At 46.7% G+C, this 15068-nt stretch carries 15 protein-coding genes and 1 pseudogene; all 16 read left to right on the forward strand.

Annotated elements, in window-relative coordinates:
* The first annotated feature begins 24 nt into the window (after positions 1-24).
* Positions 25-435, forward strand: a complete 411-nt coding sequence (fliN, locus tag AB4486_RS13450; protein WP_004736208.1) for a flagellar motor switch protein FliN — start codon at positions 25-27, stop codon at positions 433-435.
* Positions 435-875, forward strand: coding sequence for a flagellar biosynthetic protein FliO (gene fliO, locus AB4486_RS13455; RefSeq protein WP_017060675.1), 441 nt, complete (start codon positions 435-437; stop codon positions 873-875). Before fliN ends, fliO begins: the two co-directional genes overlap by 1 nt.
* A complete protein-coding gene (gene fliP / locus AB4486_RS13460; RefSeq protein WP_170791796.1) occupies positions 862-1791 on the forward strand; it encodes a flagellar type III secretion system pore protein FliP in 930 nt (309 codons plus the stop codon). The genes fliO and fliP overlap by 14 nt, the downstream gene beginning before the upstream one ends.
* Before the next feature lie 11 nt (positions 1792-1802).
* The gene (gene fliQ, locus AB4486_RS13465; RefSeq protein WP_029235191.1) at positions 1803-2072 is read left to right on the forward strand and encodes a flagellar biosynthesis protein FliQ; all 270 of its coding nucleotides are present in this window, start codon (positions 1803-1805) and stop codon (positions 2070-2072) included.
* Positions 2073-2078: 6 nt separating this feature from the next.
* Positions 2079-2861 carry a flagellar biosynthetic protein FliR gene (gene fliR, locus AB4486_RS13470; protein ID WP_017060672.1) on the forward strand — a complete coding sequence of 261 codons (783 nt, stop codon included), beginning with the start codon at positions 2079-2081 and terminating at the stop codon, positions 2859-2861.
* Between the two features lie 9 nt (positions 2862-2870).
* Positions 2871-4001: a flagellar biosynthesis protein FlhB gene (gene flhB, locus AB4486_RS13475; RefSeq protein ID WP_017064116.1), complete on the forward strand. Its 1131-nt coding sequence runs from the start codon at positions 2871-2873 to the stop codon at positions 3999-4001.
* A 210-nt stretch (positions 4002-4211) separates the two neighbouring features.
* Complete coding sequence (flhA, locus tag AB4486_RS13480; RefSeq protein WP_017064115.1) at positions 4212-6311, forward strand: flagellar biosynthesis protein FlhA; 2100 nt, start codon at positions 4212-4214, stop codon at positions 6309-6311.
* Positions 6312-6338: 27 nt separating this feature from the next.
* The gene (gene flhF, locus AB4486_RS13485; protein WP_029235190.1) at positions 6339-7901 is read left to right on the forward strand and encodes a flagellar biosynthesis protein FlhF; all 1563 of its coding nucleotides are present in this window, start codon (positions 6339-6341) and stop codon (positions 7899-7901) included.
* A gap of 13 nt (positions 7902-7914) precedes the next feature.
* Complete coding sequence (locus AB4486_RS13490) at positions 7915-8802, forward strand: MinD/ParA family protein (RefSeq protein ID WP_017060668.1); 888 nt, start codon at positions 7915-7917, stop codon at positions 8800-8802.
* Complete coding sequence (locus tag AB4486_RS13495) at positions 8795-9529, forward strand: RNA polymerase sigma factor FliA (protein WP_017060667.1); 735 nt, start codon at positions 8795-8797, stop codon at positions 9527-9529. Before AB4486_RS13490 ends, AB4486_RS13495 begins: the two co-directional genes overlap by 8 nt.
* Positions 9530-9571: 42 nt before the next feature.
* The gene (cheY, locus tag AB4486_RS13500; protein WP_016767062.1) at positions 9572-9940 is read left to right on the forward strand and encodes a chemotaxis response regulator CheY; all 369 of its coding nucleotides are present in this window, start codon (positions 9572-9574) and stop codon (positions 9938-9940) included.
* A 105-nt stretch (positions 9941-10045) separates the two neighbouring features.
* Positions 10046-10777, forward strand: a complete 732-nt coding sequence (locus AB4486_RS13505; protein WP_017064113.1) for a protein phosphatase CheZ — start codon at positions 10046-10048, stop codon at positions 10775-10777.
* A gap of 9 nt (positions 10778-10786) precedes the next feature.
* Positions 10787-12979 carry a chemotaxis protein CheA gene (locus AB4486_RS13510; RefSeq protein ID WP_372117357.1) on the forward strand — a complete coding sequence of 731 codons (2193 nt, stop codon included), beginning with the start codon at positions 10787-10789 and terminating at the stop codon, positions 12977-12979.
* A 13-nt stretch (positions 12980-12992) separates the two neighbouring features.
* Positions 12993-14117: a chemotaxis response regulator protein-glutamate methylesterase gene (locus AB4486_RS13515; protein WP_102321169.1), complete on the forward strand. Its 1125-nt coding sequence runs from the start codon at positions 12993-12995 to the stop codon at positions 14115-14117.
* A 10-nt stretch (positions 14118-14127) separates the two neighbouring features.
* Positions 14128-14910: a ParA family protein gene (locus AB4486_RS13520; protein WP_017064111.1), complete on the forward strand. Its 783-nt coding sequence runs from the start codon at positions 14128-14130 to the stop codon at positions 14908-14910.
* Positions 14897-15068 (forward strand): annotated as a pseudogene (locus AB4486_RS13525) (chemotaxis protein CheW); the annotation flags it as partial. The gene AB4486_RS13520 and the pseudogene AB4486_RS13525, both read left to right, overlap by 14 nt.

Consider the following 15068-nt stretch of genomic DNA (forward strand, 5'->3'; position numbering starts at 1 on the left):
TAGATAAAAGTATAGGAATTGGTAATGGAACCTAGTGAAGATCAAAAGCTAGCAGACGAATGGGCTGCAGCACTTGGTGAAGATCCTTTAGCGCCGTCAATTGATGTTGATGATGTGCTTGCGGCACCACTTGATGAGCTAACCGATTCATCATCTCCGATTTCTGAAGATGAGCGTCGTAAGCTGGATACCATTATGGATATTCCAGTGACTATTTCGATGGAAGTTGGTCGCTCTCAGATCAGTATTCGTAACTTACTCCAATTGAACCAAGGCTCGGTTGTTGAGCTTGATCGAATTGCTGGTGAGTCACTAGATGTGATGGTTAACGGTACTCTGATTGCTCACGGTGAAGTGGTTGTAGTAAATGACAAATTTGGTATTCGTTTGACTGACGTTATTAGCCAAACAGAACGAATTAAGAAGCTGCGTTAATGAGCTTTTTGTCTCAAAGACTTGCGGGCTCTTTTCTCGGAATGACAGGTTTGTTACGAGGAATCTTGGGAGTAGGGCTATTAACGGCTCCTTCCATTGCCTTTGCAGCAACACCGCCTTCTCTCGATTTAGCGACCACCTTTGGGTCGCTAATTTTCGTTATAGCCTTCATTTTATTTATTGCTTGGCTACTCAAGCGAATGCAAGTACCTGCGATGTCGAATCAACAAGGTTTGGCGATTGTTAGGCAAATCCCTGTTGGTACTAAAGAGCGTATCGCTATTGTGCAAGCGGGTGATGAACAGTTCTTGGTAGGGATTACCACACAATCGATTCAGCTGATCTCTAAGCTCGATAAACCTCTTACTCAGGAGATGCTGGAAAAAAGTACATTTTCAAGTCAGCTTTCCCAGCTAATAAAAAAAGATGCAAACAAGTAACGGACTTTTGAACTCCTCTTACTTTCACCAAGCCGGAGCTTTCCGAGCGGTGAAAGTGTGGTTGGTTCAGCTTATTCTCCTATGCTCAATCGTATTCAGTGTGTCGGTATTTGCACAAGCTGAAGACGGCACCGTCATTCCTGCGAATACCGCTGGCTCGGAATCGGTCACTATCAGCACGATGGAACAAGACCAAGCCAAATCGACAACCATGACCACGGGCAGCTTGACTGGCAATGGTGGCGGCATACCTGCCTTTACCATGACAACCAATGCCAATGGCGGTGAAGACTACTCGATTAACCTGCAAATTCTCGCGTTAATGACCATGCTTGGCTTCTTGCCGGCGATGGTGATTTTGATGACATCGTTCACTCGTATTGTGGTTGTGATGTCTATCTTGCGTCAGGCGATGGGTCTACAACAAACACCGTCTAACCAAGTCATTATTGGTATCGCGATATTCTTGACCTTCTTCATCATGTCGCCAGTGATTAATCAAGTTAACGAACAAGCAGTTCAGCCTTATCTTAATGAACAGATATCGGCACGACAGGCATTTGATGTTGCCCAAGAACCGATTAAATCCTTCATGCTCAAGCAGACTCGAATCAAAGATCTTGAAACCTTTGTTGAGATTTCTGGCGCGGAAGTGACTAACCCTGAAGATGTTTCGATGGCGGTTCTGATTCCAGCATTTATCACATCGGAATTAAAAACGGCTTTCCAAATCGGATTTATGCTGTTCTTGCCTTTCCTAATCATCGACTTGGTGGTGGCATCGGTATTGATGGCTATGGGTATGATGATGTTGTCACCGATGATTGTATCGCTGCCGTTTAAGTTGATGCTGTTTGTTCTTGTTGATGGCTGGAACTTGATACTCTCCACACTCGCCGGCAGTTTTGCCTTGTAGCTGGGGGAATAATGAATCCTGAAATATTCGTAGAGTTGTTCCGAGATGCCCTTTGGATGGTATTAATCATGGTTTGCGCCATCATTATTCCTAGCCTGCTGATCGGTTTGGTTGTGGCTGTTTTCCAAGCTGCGACCTCAATCAACGAACAAACCCTGAGTTTCCTGCCGCGTTTGATCGTAACTTTGTTGGCGTTGATGCTATTCGCACACTGGATGACCCAGATGATGATGGAGTTCTTTTTTGAGCTCATCGAACGCTTGCCGCAAGTTCTGTATTAAACCGATATGGAATACCCAACGAGCCTTGTACTTGAGTGGTTAGCCAATTATTTTTGGCCATACACTCGCATCTCAGCGATGCTGATGGTGATGACGGTAACAGGGGCACGCTTCGTGTCGCCGCGTATTCGTCTGTATTTAGGCTTGGCGATCACTTTTGCGGTGATGCCTGCGATTCCGGCCGTTCCCAAAGAGATTGAACTTCTGTCCTTTCAAGGCTTCCTGACTGTCTTCGAGCAAATTGTGATTGGCGTGGCCATGGGTTTTGTTACCCAGTTCATGATTCAAACCTTTGTTATGCTGGGTCAGATCCTCGGTATGCAATCGAGCTTGGGTTTTGCATCAATGGTCGACCCGGCTAACGGGCAAAATACGCCGGTACTTGGTCAGCTGTTCATGCTGCTAGCGACCATGTTTTTTTTGGCGACCGATGGTCACTTGAAAATGCTGCAGCTGGTGGTGTTTAGTTTTAAGACCTTGCCGATTGGCAGTGGCTCTCTAACCTCTGTGGATTTTCGAGAGCTCGCGTTGTGGCTCGGCATCATGTTCAAAACGGCATTAGCGATGTCATTGTCGGGGATTATTGCGCTGCTAACGATTAACCTCTCTTTTGGTGTAATGACGCGTGCGGCACCTCAGTTAAACATCTTTTCTTTGGGTTTTGCATTTGCGCTACTCGTGGGTCTGTTGCTTTGTTGGTACATCCTTGGCGGCTTATATAGTCACTATGAGCTATTTTGGATGCAGGGCGAACAACAGATATGTCGTCTAATCCGGTTAGATTGCTAGGAGACTGAAATGGCAGAGTCAGACGGTCAAGAACGCACAGAAGACGCCACGCCCAAACGCTTGCAACAGGCCAAAGAGAAAGGGCAGGTTGCAAGGTCAAAAGAGCTAGCGTCAGCGTCGGTACTTATTGTCGGTGCGATTGCTTTAATGTGGTTTGGCGAATCGATGGCGAAGGCTTTGTTCGAGGCGATGCAACGCCTGTTCTCTTTGAGTCGCGACGAGATCTTTGACACTAACAAACTCCTAGAAATCGCTGGTGGTGCACTGGTGAACCTGCTGTTCCCGCTGTTTTTGATACTGATAACTTTGTTTGTTGCTGCCGTCATCGGCGCTGCGGGTGTCGGTGGGATTAACTTCTCAATGCAAGCGGCGATGCCAAAGGCGTCTAAGCTCAACCCACTCAGTGGTATCAAGCGTATGTTTGGCCTGCAAAGTTGGGTTGAACTGCTCAAGTCTATTCTTAAAGTAGCGCTCGTATCGGGGATGGCGATTTATCTGATTCAAGCCTCTCAGCATGATTTAATGCAGCTGAGCATGGACGTCTATCCACAAAACATCTTCCATGCCTTGGATATCTTGCTCAACTTTATTCTGTTGATCAGTTGTTCTTTGTTGATTGTTGTGGCGATTGATATCCCATTCCAGATTTGGCAACACGCTGATCAGCTGAAGATGACCAAACAAGAAGTCAAAGACGAATTCAAAGACACTGAAGGTAAGCCGGAAGTGAAAGGCCGAATTCGTATGCTTCAAAGGGAAGCGGCTCAGCGTCGCATGATGGCTGATGTCCCTCAAGCGGATGTGATTGTGACCAACCCAGAGCACTTCTCAGTGGCGCTGCGCTACAAGCAGAATCAAGACAAAGCACCAATTGTGGTTGCTAAAGGTGTCGACCACATGGCGATGAAGATCCGAGAGATTGCGCGTGAAAATGACATCTATATCGTTCCAGCGCCGCCATTGGCGAGGGCGCTTTATCATACCACTGAGCTAGAACAACAAATTCCTGACGGTCTGTTTACAGCAGTTGCACAAGTGCTTGCATATGTTTTCCAGCTTAAACAGTACCGAAAACGAGGTGGTGAGCGACCAAAGCTGCAAGATTCTAATATGCCGATCCCACCTGATTTACGTCATTAGATCAATTGCTTGAGCTCTGCGTGATGAACCCTGATAATAGCGAGCTAGCTAATCTTCCTTTTATAGAGGTGATGGCGATAATTTGACGTGAGATGTTGGTACAGTGTTTGCTGTAGTAGCCTGAACATTATAAGCCCATAGCAAACAGCCCTGACTAAGACCTAATCCACTTGTTCAGAGAGCTACAACATAGCGAAACTGTCTAGATTTATGAAATTCTCCCTGCCTTTTGTGGACAAGCTACCTAAAATCCCTAACCGTGCCATGCCTGCGATTGGTGCACCTGTTATGGTACTTGCAACGCTTGCTATGGTGGTGTTGCCCATTCCAGCTTTCTTGTTGGATATGTTCTTCACCTTCAATATTGCACTGTCTATGGTTGTGCTATTGGTATCGGTTTATACCCGCAGGCCTTTAGATTTCGCTGCATTCCCGACCGTCCTGCTGATTGCGACTCTACTTCGATTGGCCTTGAACGTTGCTTCGACACGTGTGGTATTGCTCCATGGTCACGAAGGTGGCGACGCGGCAGGTAACGTGATTGAAGCCTTCGGTAACGTGGTTATCGGTGGTAACTACGCGGTTGGTTTAGTGGTGTTCTTGATTCTTATGATCATCAACTTCATGGTTGTAACCAAAGGTGCGGGTCGTATCTCGGAAGTAAGCGCGCGTTTCACGTTAGACGCCTTACCGGGTAAACAGATGGCAATCGATGCCGACTTGAACGCAGGTTTGATCGACCAAGACCAAGCGCGTCTGAGACGTTTTGAAGTCACCAAAGAAGCTGACTTCTACGGTTCCATGGACGGTGCTTCTAAGTTTGTTAAAGGCGATGCGATCGCTGGTATCTTAATCTTATTCATCAACATCATTGGTGGCTTGAGCATTGGTATGGCTCAGTTTGATCTTGGTTTTGGTGAAGCAATCGAAATCTACACGCTACTGACTATCGGTGATGGTCTGGTTGCACAAATTCCATCTCTATTACTGTCTATTGCAGCTGCGATGATGGTAACGCGCCAAAATACTGATGAAGATATGGGTGAGCAACTTGTCTTCCAGATGTTCGACAATCCAAAAGCCTTGATGATCACCGCCGCCATCCTTGGCATCATGGGTATTGTTCCGGGTATGCCACATTTCTCGTTCTTGAGCCTTGCCATCGTTGCAGGCGCGGGGGCGTATTACATCGATAAAAAGAACAAGAAGAAGGCGGAAGAGCCTAACCTTCCGGCGACAGTTGAAGCGAATGGAGAAGTAGGCTCTCAGAAGGAGCTCTCTTGGGATGATGTTCAACCTGTCGATATTATTGGTTTAGAAGTGGGTTACCGTTTAATTCCTTTGGTTGATAGAGACCAAGGTGGTGAATTGCTTGAACGCGTTAAAGGTGTGCGTAAAAAGCTGTCTCAAGACTTTGGTTTCTTGATCCCAGCGGTACACATTCGCGATAACCTAGAACTGACACCAAACAGCTACCGTATTACCCTGATGGGTGTTGCTGTGGGTGAAGCTGAGATTAAGCCAGACATGGAGCTCGCGATTAACCCGGGCCAAGTCTATGGCATGATCGATGGCGAGCCGACGATTGACCCTGCCTTTGGCCTTGAAGCGGTTTGGATTCGTGAAGAGCAGCGTGAACACGCACAAGCTCTAGGTTATACCGTTGTAGATTCTTCTACAGTACTGGCGACACACCTTAGCCAGCTGCTAACCAACAACGCATCGCAGCTCATTGGCCACGAAGAAGTTCAGAACTTACTTGAGATGCTCAGCCGCTCAACACCTAAGCTGGTGGAAGGTTTTGTACCGGATCAATTGCAGTTGGGTGTGGTTGTGAAAGTGCTACAGAACCTGCTGAATGAAGCGATTCCAATTCGTGACATTCGAACCATAGTCCAAACTTTGTCGGAGTATTCAGGTAAGAGTCAAGAACCTGACATACTTACTGCGGCGGTTCGCATCTCATTGAAACGATTAATTGTTCAGGAAATCAATGGTATAGAGCCCGAGTTACCAGTGATAACCTTGATTCCTGAGCTGGAACAAATCTTGCATCAAACCATGCAGGCATCCGGCGGAGAATCTGCTGGTATTGAACCTGGTTTAGCCGAACGTTTACAGACCTCTCTCAGCCACGCTACACAAGAGCAAGAGCTGAAAGGTGAGCCCGCGGTACTATTGACCTCTGGCGTGTTGCGTTCGACTCTGGCTAAGTTCGTGAAGAACACGATCCCAAGCTTGCGAGTCTTGTCTTACCAAGAAATACCGGACGAAAAGCAGATACGTATAGTACAAGCTGTTGGTAATTAAGCCGCCTAATTAGAACGGACAATCGAATTGAAAATTAAACGATTTTTTGCAAAAGATATGCGAACGGCTCTGCTCCAAGTTAAAGAAGAACTTGGTTCAGAAGCGGTGATCATGTCTAACAAAAAGGTCGCAGGTGGCGTGGAAATTGTTGCCGCTATTGATGGCGAATCCAGCCCGTCGACAGCGAGCCAGAGATTAAATAAACCTCAGCAGCCTGCACAAAGCCAATATACGCAAATGGCCGCGCCCGCAGCTCCTGCTGGGCGACGTCAACTAGACGATGACAAGGTTAGCCTACAGTCGAATGTTGAAGGTGGACGCTCAATGACTAAGCGCTTTGCGAATATGCTTAAGCAATACAGTCATGGCGCCGATGATGAGCCACAGCATCGTGCAGAAAATGAAGATTCATTGTCAGCATTGCTCAATCGCCAATCAAGCACGGGCCATAAGCCTCATAGTCATCAGACTCAAAGCAATTTGCAGTCTCATGGCCATCAGCAATCTCACGGTAACCAACAGTCTCACGGAAATCTTGATTCTGCATTTGCTCGTGAAACGGGTTTGTCTAAGTTGATTGCTGAAGACCGCAGAGTAGAGCGCCCGACACCTCGCTTGGATCCTACCCGTTATGATCGTGGTCGAGAGAACACTCAGTCCAAAGGTTCTGATACTGAAATGGAAACGATGCGCGAAGAGATGACCTCAATTCGTCGTCTGTTAGAGCATCAAGTTTCTGGGTTGATGTGGCAAGAAGTTGAGCGCCGTGAACCACTGAGAGCCATGCTTATTAAGCGCCTTGAACGTATGGGTGTATCTGCAGAGCTTGCCGATCAAATGGCTTGCTACATTCCTGAAGATACTAAACCTGCACGTGCATGGAAGGCTCTGTTAGCTCTGGTTGCTGACCAAATCTCCGTTACACAAAAAGATATTTTAAAACGCGGCGGTATTGTGGCTCTACTTGGCCCAACCGGCGTGGGTAAAACAACGACTGTTGCAAAGCTAGCTGCACGTGCTGCCATGGAATATGGCGCTGATAACGTCGCACTAGTGACAACTGACACATATCGTATAGGTGCACATGAGCAGTTATCGATCTACGGCCGAATTATGGGTTGTCCTGTAAGAGTTGCTAAAGATTCTAGCGAACTGGCCGATGTAATATATCAGTTACGTAATCGTCGCCTGATTCTGGTCGATACTGCAGGCATGGGACAACGAGATGTTCGCCTATCTGAGCAGTTAGACACATTGATGCAAGAGAGTGGTTCCGTTATCAATAGCTACCTTGTGTTGCCTGCAACCGCGCAACGCAAAGTGCTGCAAGAAACAATTGAACACTTTAGAAGAATCCCGTTGTCGGGATGCATCATGACTAAGCTGGATGAATCCCTAAGTCTAGGTGAATTCATCAGTGTCGTAATACAAAATGCATTACCAGTTGCTTACATAGCAAATGGTCAACGAGTTCCTGAAGATATCGTTATAGCTCAGCCAAAGTACATGATTGCTAAGGCTAATGAGCTATTAGAAAAATCTACAGAGAATGAACCTCATTACTGGAATAGCGATTCTGAAGGGCTCTAGGCGGCGGATAAATATGAATGAAAATATGATACATGACCAAGCTAGCGGCCTCCGTCGCTTAACCAAGCCTTCACTCACAAAAGTTATCGCTGTAACCGGTGGTAAGGGAGGCGTTGGTAAATCTAATGTGACGTTAGGTATGGCTATTTGCATGGCGCGCCAAGGCAAAAAAGTCATGGTGCTAGATGCCGATTTAGGACTAGCGAACGTCGATATCATGCTAGGTATTCGTTCTAAACGAAACCTTGGGCATGTGTTGGCTGGCGAATGTGAACTTAAGGATGCGATTGTCGAAGGGCCGCACGGAATTAAAATTATTCCAGCGACATCGGGCACTCAAAGCATGACTGAACTTTCACACGCACAGCATGCTGGTTTGATTCGCGCATTCGGTTCGCTTGAAGACGAGATGGATATCTTGTTGGTTGATACCGCAGCCGGTATTTCGGACATGGTGATCAGCTTCTCAAGAGCGGCGCAAGACGTGGTTGTCGTGGTATGTGATGAACCTACCTCGATCACGGATGCATATGCTTTGATTAAGCTTTTAAGCAGAGAACACCAAGTTCAGCGATTCAAAGTTGTTGCAAATATGGTCAGAAGCTACCGCGAAGGCCGAGAATTATTTGCAAAGTTGACTTTGGTCACAGAGCGCTTCTTGAATGTGAGCCTCGAACTCGTAGCATGTATTCCTTTAGATGATAAAGTACGTCAATCAGTCAAGAGACAGAAAATCGTAGTCGATGCGTTTCCTCGCTCTCCAGCTGCATTGGCAATCAGCTCTTTGGCTAACAAAGCCTTGACCTGGCCAATACCAAAAACACCGAGCGGACACTTGGAGTTCTTTGTTGAAAGGCTGCTGAATCGTACTGAATTTATAGAGGAACCATTTGGTGAATAAAGCGCTTACTTACGACCAACACGCTAATCACAATAGCCAACAGGCTTTTTTTGAGAAGTACTCTGTGTTGGTTAAACGTATCGCTCATCACTTGTTGGGGCGATTACCGCCTAATGTATTGGTTGATGACTTAATTCAAGCTGGCATGATCGGCTTGATTGAAGCGCAACAAAACTATGATGGTACCAAAGGCGCAAGCTTTGAGACGTATGCTGGTATTCGGATTCGCGGGGCAATGTTGGATGACATTCGCCGTGGGGACTGGGTGCCGAGATCGGTTCATAAGAACAATCGAGAAATCAGCAGTGCAATTGCGGAATTAGAGGGTATCCTCAACCGCGACCCGAGTGATGCCGAAGTGGCAAAACACATGGGGCTCAGTTTAGAGCAGTATCACAGTGCTTTAACTGACATTAATTGCTCAAGACTGGTTGGAATTGAAGATTTAGGCGTCTCAGATGATGTAATATCTCCGAATGAAGACTCTCAAGATAATACGCCTTTTCAAGGGGTTGCTGATGAGTCATTCCGCCAAGCTTTGATCGATTCGATAAAACAACTTCCGGAAAGGGAAGGCCTTGTGCTTTCGCTTTATTACGACGAAGAACTCAATTTAAAAGAGATTGGGGAAGTGTTAGGTGTCAGCGAATCTCGTGTCAGCCAAATACTGAGCCAATCTATGCAGCGTTTACGCACTAAGTTAAGTGCTTGGACACAGAACGACTAACAACACTGATCCTATTCAGTGGAGGCTAATTTGAACAAAAACATGAAAATTCTCATTGTTGATGATTTTTCAACGATGCGCCGAATTGTTAAAAACCTACTTCGCGATTTAGGTTTCAACAACACTCAAGAAGCAGATGATGGCTTGACCGCGTTACCTATGCTGAAAAAAGGCGAATTTGATTTCGTGGTAACTGACTGGAACATGCCAGGCATGCAAGGGATTGACCTGCTTAAACACATTCGTGCAGACGCAGAACTTAAGCACCTTCCAGTGCTTATGATCACAGCTGAAGCGAAGCGTGAGCAGATCATCGAAGCTGCGCAAGCGGGTGTTAATGGTTACATTGTGAAGCCTTTCACTGCTGCAACGCTGAAAGAGAAACTTGATAAGATTTTTGATCGCTTATAAGCATCAATAAATTTAGGCACTTCTAGGTAAACACTGACTGATAAGTTATCTGTTTATCTCGATAGCCTAAGCGCACAAAGTATGCGGAGTAAGGCCGAATTCAGGATGATTTCATTAGAACAAGCAAAAAAATTAGTAGAGCTGCTTGAGAACGATGAGCAGCAAAATGCTGATTCTCTTGTGAGAAGCATTTATGAAGATAACTTTAGTCTTCAAGACAATCCAATGCTTCAAGAAATAGGAAGTCTGACACGCGACCTCCACGACTCTTTGACTCAATTCAATTTCGATGAACGCATCAGCGTTATCGCAAATGACGAAATCCCTGATGCAAGGGATCGCCTTCAGTATGTCATTGATAAAACGGAAGTTGCGGCAAATAAGACGATGGACGCTGTCGATCGCTGTATGCCAATCGCAGACAACCTACACGAGTGTTTACTTCAAGTAAGGCCTCAATGGAATGAACTGATGCATGGCCGCATTGAGCTGGCACAATTTAAAGCTTTATGTCACCGCATTGATGGATTGCTTGTCCAAGTAGAAGGCGACAGTACTGAACTACGCGGACAATTGACTGAAATCTTGATGGCTCAGGATTTCCAAGATTTAACTGGGCAGATAATCAGCAAAGTTATTACCTTGGTGAATGAGGTGGAAGGACGTTTGGTCGAGATTCTCACGGTATTCGGTGCGAATCAAAAAGAGCCAACTCCAGAGTCAGAGAAGAAAGCATCGATTGCGCCTGAAGGTCCAATTATGAACCCAGAAGAGCGCGAAGACGCTGTCGCATCTCAAGATGAAGTCGACGATTTGTTATCCAGTCTTGGATTTTAAAGGTAACGTATGAGCTACGATTTAGACGAAGATATTCTTCAGGACTTTTTAGTCGAAGCAGGAGAGATCCTTGAACTCCTATCAGAACAACTGGTAGAGCTTGAGAATAACCCTGACGACAAAGACCTATTAAATGCTATTTTCCGTGGTTTCCATACAGTAAAAGGTGGTGCTGGTTTCCTAGCATTAACTGAGCTGGTGGATACTTGTCATGGTGCTGAGAATGTGTTCGACATTCTGCGAAACGGCCAACGCAGCGTAACATCAGGTTTGATGGATACCATGCTGCAGGCGCTAGATACAGTCAATGTACAGTTTCGCGCCGTGCAAGATCAGGAACCTTTAGTGCCAGCCGACCAATCTTTATTGGATGAACTTCACCGTCTCTGTAAACCAGAGTCTGCGGATGAAGTGGCACCAGTAGAAGCGCCTGCACCTATTATCCCTGAACCTGTTGTTGCAGCGCCTGAGCCTGTTATTGCTCCGGAACCTACTGCTGAAAGCTCAAACATCAATGCATCTTCAGTCGATGATATCTCTGAAGATGAGTTTGAACGCTTGCTTGATGAGCTTCACGGTAAAGGTGGTTCACCAACAGCATCTTCTGTACCAACACCGCCGCCAGCTCCTGTTGCTCCTCAGCCGGTTGCTGAGAGCGGTGATATTACTGATGACGAATTTGAAAAGTTATTAGATGAATTGCACGGTGCGGGTAAGAGCCCGACAGCGGCAAGTTCAACGCCTCCTCCACCGCCAACGCCGCCAGCAGCACCTGTTTCGGCGATGTCTGAAGGCGATGATCTGATGACTGACGAAGAGTTCGAGAAGTTACTTGACCAACTACATGGCTCAGGTAATGGACCTTCGATTGAAGAATTGGATGCCGCGACTAAGCCAGCAGAAGTTAAGGCAGTAGCACCTCAAGCTGCGCCTAAACCTGCTGCGCCAGTTGCCGTTAAAGCTGAGCCAAAACCGAGCGCTCCAGCAAAAGCTGAAGTTAAAGTGCCGGCTAAGAAGCAACAAGCTGAAGCGACAGTTCGTGTTGATACATCAACACTGGACACCATCATGAACATGGTGGGTGAACTGGTATTGGTGCGTAACCGACTAGTCAGCCTAGGCCTCAACAGCAACGACGAAGAAATGTCGAAAGCTGTCTCTAACTTAGATGTTGTTACTGCAGACCTTCAAGGTGCGGTAATGAAGACTCGTATGCAGCCGATCAAGAAAGTATTTGGTCGCTTCCCACGAGTTGTCCGTGACCTTGCTCGTAGCTTGAAGAAAGACATCGTTCTTGAAATGCGTGGCGAAGAAACGGACCTTGATAAAAACTTAGTAGAAGCACTTGCTGATCCCCTGATTCACTTGGTGAGAAACTCTGTCGATCATGGTATTGAAATGCCAAACGACCGTGTTGCTGCGGGTAAATTACAAACGGGTAAAGTGATTCTGTCTGCCTCTCAAGAAGGTGACCACATTGAACTGGCTATCGTTGATGACGGTGGCGGTATGGACCCTGATAAGCTTCGTGCTATCGCGGTTAAACGTGGCCTGATGGATGAAGATGCAGCGTCTCGCTTATCAAATAAAGAGTGTTTCAACCTGATTTTTGCTCCTGGCTTCTCAAGCAAAGAGCAGATCTCGGATATCTCTGGTCGTGGTGTGGGCATGGACGTTGTGAAAACAGCGATCAACACACTGAACGGCTCTATTGATATTGATTCAGAAATGGGACAGGGCACCAAGATCACCATCAAGGTTCCACTAACCCTAGCGATTCTACCAACCTTGATGGTCGGTGTTGCAGGTCACCCATTTGCATTGCCATTGGCATCGGTTAACGAGATTTTCCACCTAGATTTAAGCCGCACAAACGTGGTTGATGGTCAGCTGACGATCATCGTTCGCGATAAGTCTATTCCGTTGTTCTACTTGCAAAACTGGCTTGCACCTAAAGCGGGTATTGTTGAACTGCGCAAAGGACACGGTCATGTTGTTATCGTGCAACTTGGTAGCCAACGTGTTGGTTTTGTTGTCGATACGCTGATCGGTCAAGAAGAAGTAGTCATCAAGCCGCTTGATAAGCTTCTGCAAGGCACGCCAGGAATGGCAGGCGCGACAATTACAAGTGACGGACACATTGCATTGATTCTAGATGTGCCGGACTTGTTGAAGCAGTACGCAGCAGCGTCAAGAATTTAATTTAAGGATAAATATGGCGATTAAAGTATTAGTCGTTGATGATTCGAGTTTTTTTCGTCGTCGCGTTAGCGAGATCATCAACTCAGAGGCTCGCCTAGAAGTCATTGATGTTGCAGTAAACGGTAAAGAAGCCGTTGAGAAAGCGAAACAGCTAAGACCTGACGTAATCACTATGGACATTGAAATGCCTGTCATGGACGGTATCACTGCCGTTCGTGAAATCATGGCCGCGTCTCCAACGCCTATTTTGATGTTTTCATCGTTAACGCATGATGGAGCGAGAGCAACGTTAGATGCGTTAGATGCAGGTGCTCTCGACTTCCTTCCTAAGAAGTTTGAAGACATTGCACGTAACCGCGACGATGCAGTTGCATTGCTTCAACAGCGTGTGATTCAGATTGCAGCGAAGCGTGCATTTATGCGTCGTGCTCCTATTGCGCCGAGAGCGACTGCGACGACTTCAACATCTACGCTATTGCGCCAGCCGATTTCAACAGCAGCTTCGACTTCGACAGCGAAGCCTGCGGTTGCATCAACGGCGAAATTCAGAGCGTCAGGTAAGAAGTATCAATTAACAGCCATTGGTACTTCGACTGGCGGCCCTGTTGCTCTACAGAAGATTTTGACTCGCATCCCTGCACACTACCCACATCCAATTGTGTTAGTTCAGCATATGCCAGCAACATTCACAGCGGCTTTTGCGAGTCGCTTGAACACCTTGTGTAAGATTGAAGTTCGCGAAGCGCAAGACGGTGATGTGTTAAAACCTGGCGTGGCGTATCTTGCTCCAGGTGGTAAACAGATGATGGTTGATGGCCGCGCAGGGTCTGCACGTCTAAGAATTATCGATGGCGGCGACCGCATGAACTACAAGCCTTGTGTGGATGTCACATTCGGCTCTGCAGCGAAGATCTACGGCGACAAAGTGTTGTCTATGATCCTGACTGGTATGGGCGCAGATGGTCGAGAAGGTTCGCGTATGTTGAAAACTGCGGGCTCGACAATTTGGGCACAAGACGAAGATAGCTGTGTTGTATATGGTATGCCTCAAGCTGTAGCAAAAGCTGGCATTTCTACTGAAGACCTCCCTCTAGACCGTATCGCGGAAAGGATCTTGGTCGAAGTTGGGTTAGCTTAGGTAAATCGAAATGATTGTTTGGAGTGTTGCAAACCAAAAAGGTGGTGTTGGTAAAACGACCACGACCGTGACTCTAGCAGGTTTACTTGCGTTGAAGGGGCACCGTGTTCTGTTGGTTGATACTGACCCACATGCATCACTGACCACCTATCTGGGTTACGATTCAGATACGGTGGAATCGAGCCTGTTTGATCTGTTCCAGCTGCGTGAATTTAACGCGCAGACGGTAAGACCTTTGCTTTTACAAACGGAAGTCGAAGGTATCGATATTATCCCTGCGCATATGTCTTTGGCGACATTAGACCGTGTAATGGGAAATCGAAGCGGCATGGGGTTGATCTTGAAGCGTGCTTTGGCCGCTTTAAAAGATGACTACGACTATGTGTTGATCGATTGCCCGCCAATTCTTGGTGTGATGATGGTCAATGCATTGGCTGCAAGCGATCGTATATTGATTCCGGTACAGACGGAATTTTTGGCGATGAAGGGCTTAGAGCGCATGATTCGCACTTTGACCATCATGCAGAAGTCTCGCAAAACACCGTTTAAGGTTACGATTGTCCCGACGATGTACGACAAGCGAACCAAAGCCTCACTGCAAACATTAACGCAGCTCAAAGATGATTACCCAAACCAAGTTTGGACGTCTGCTGTGCCGATTGATACCAAGTTTCGAGATGCGAGCCTAAAGCGCTTGCCAGCCTCTCATTTTGCATCGGGTAGCCGTGGTGTATTTGCTTATAAACAGTTGCTTATTTATCTCGAAAGGTTGGCGATAAATGAGCGCGAATAAAGAATCAACATTGGCGCAGCCAAGTCTCTCCAGTGAACAAGCACTGGATGATTATTTTACTGCGCTGTTAGGTGATGAAAGCTTTGAATCTGACGATTTTTTTGTTGACGAGTCGAGCGACGAATCACAATCTGAAGAGCCAGAGCCAGAGCCAGAGC

Origin of the sequence: Vibrio sp. 10N.222.55.C6, assembly GCF_041473395.1 — a bacterium.
Classification (GTDB): Bacteria; Pseudomonadota; Gammaproteobacteria; order Enterobacterales; family Vibrionaceae; genus Vibrio; species Vibrio crassostreae_C.

Coding starts and splice junctions, on each gene's coding strand:
- AB4486_RS13505 (WP_017064113.1), top strand. CDS start 10,046: ATGATTTCATTAGAACAAGCAAAAAAATTAGTAGAGCTGCTTGAGAAC.
- flhA (WP_017064115.1), top strand. CDS start 4,212: ATGAAATTCTCCCTGCCTTTTGTGGACAAGCTACCTAAAATCCCTAAC.
- AB4486_RS13515 (WP_102321169.1), top strand. CDS start 12,993: ATGGCGATTAAAGTATTAGTCGTTGATGATTCGAGTTTTTTTCGTCGT.
- fliQ (WP_029235191.1), top strand. CDS start 1,803: ATGAATCCTGAAATATTCGTAGAGTTGTTCCGAGATGCCCTTTGGATG.
- AB4486_RS13510 (WP_372117357.1), top strand. CDS start 10,787: ATGAGCTACGATTTAGACGAAGATATTCTTCAGGACTTTTTAGTCGAA.
- flhB (WP_017064116.1), top strand. CDS start 2,871: ATGGCAGAGTCAGACGGTCAAGAACGCACAGAAGACGCCACGCCCAAA.
- AB4486_RS13490 (WP_017060668.1), top strand. CDS start 7,915: ATGAATGAAAATATGATACATGACCAAGCTAGCGGCCTCCGTCGCTTA.
- fliR (WP_017060672.1), top strand. CDS start 2,079: ATGGAATACCCAACGAGCCTTGTACTTGAGTGGTTAGCCAATTATTTT.
- AB4486_RS13520 (WP_017064111.1), top strand. CDS start 14,128: ATGATTGTTTGGAGTGTTGCAAACCAAAAAGGTGGTGTTGGTAAAACG.
- fliP (WP_170791796.1), top strand. CDS start 862: ATGCAAACAAGTAACGGACTTTTGAACTCCTCTTACTTTCACCAAGCC.
- cheY (WP_016767062.1), top strand. CDS start 9,572: ATGAAAATTCTCATTGTTGATGATTTTTCAACGATGCGCCGAATTGTT.
- fliO (WP_017060675.1), top strand. CDS start 435: ATGAGCTTTTTGTCTCAAAGACTTGCGGGCTCTTTTCTCGGAATGACA.
- fliN (WP_004736208.1), top strand. CDS start 25: ATGGAACCTAGTGAAGATCAAAAGCTAGCAGACGAATGGGCTGCAGCA.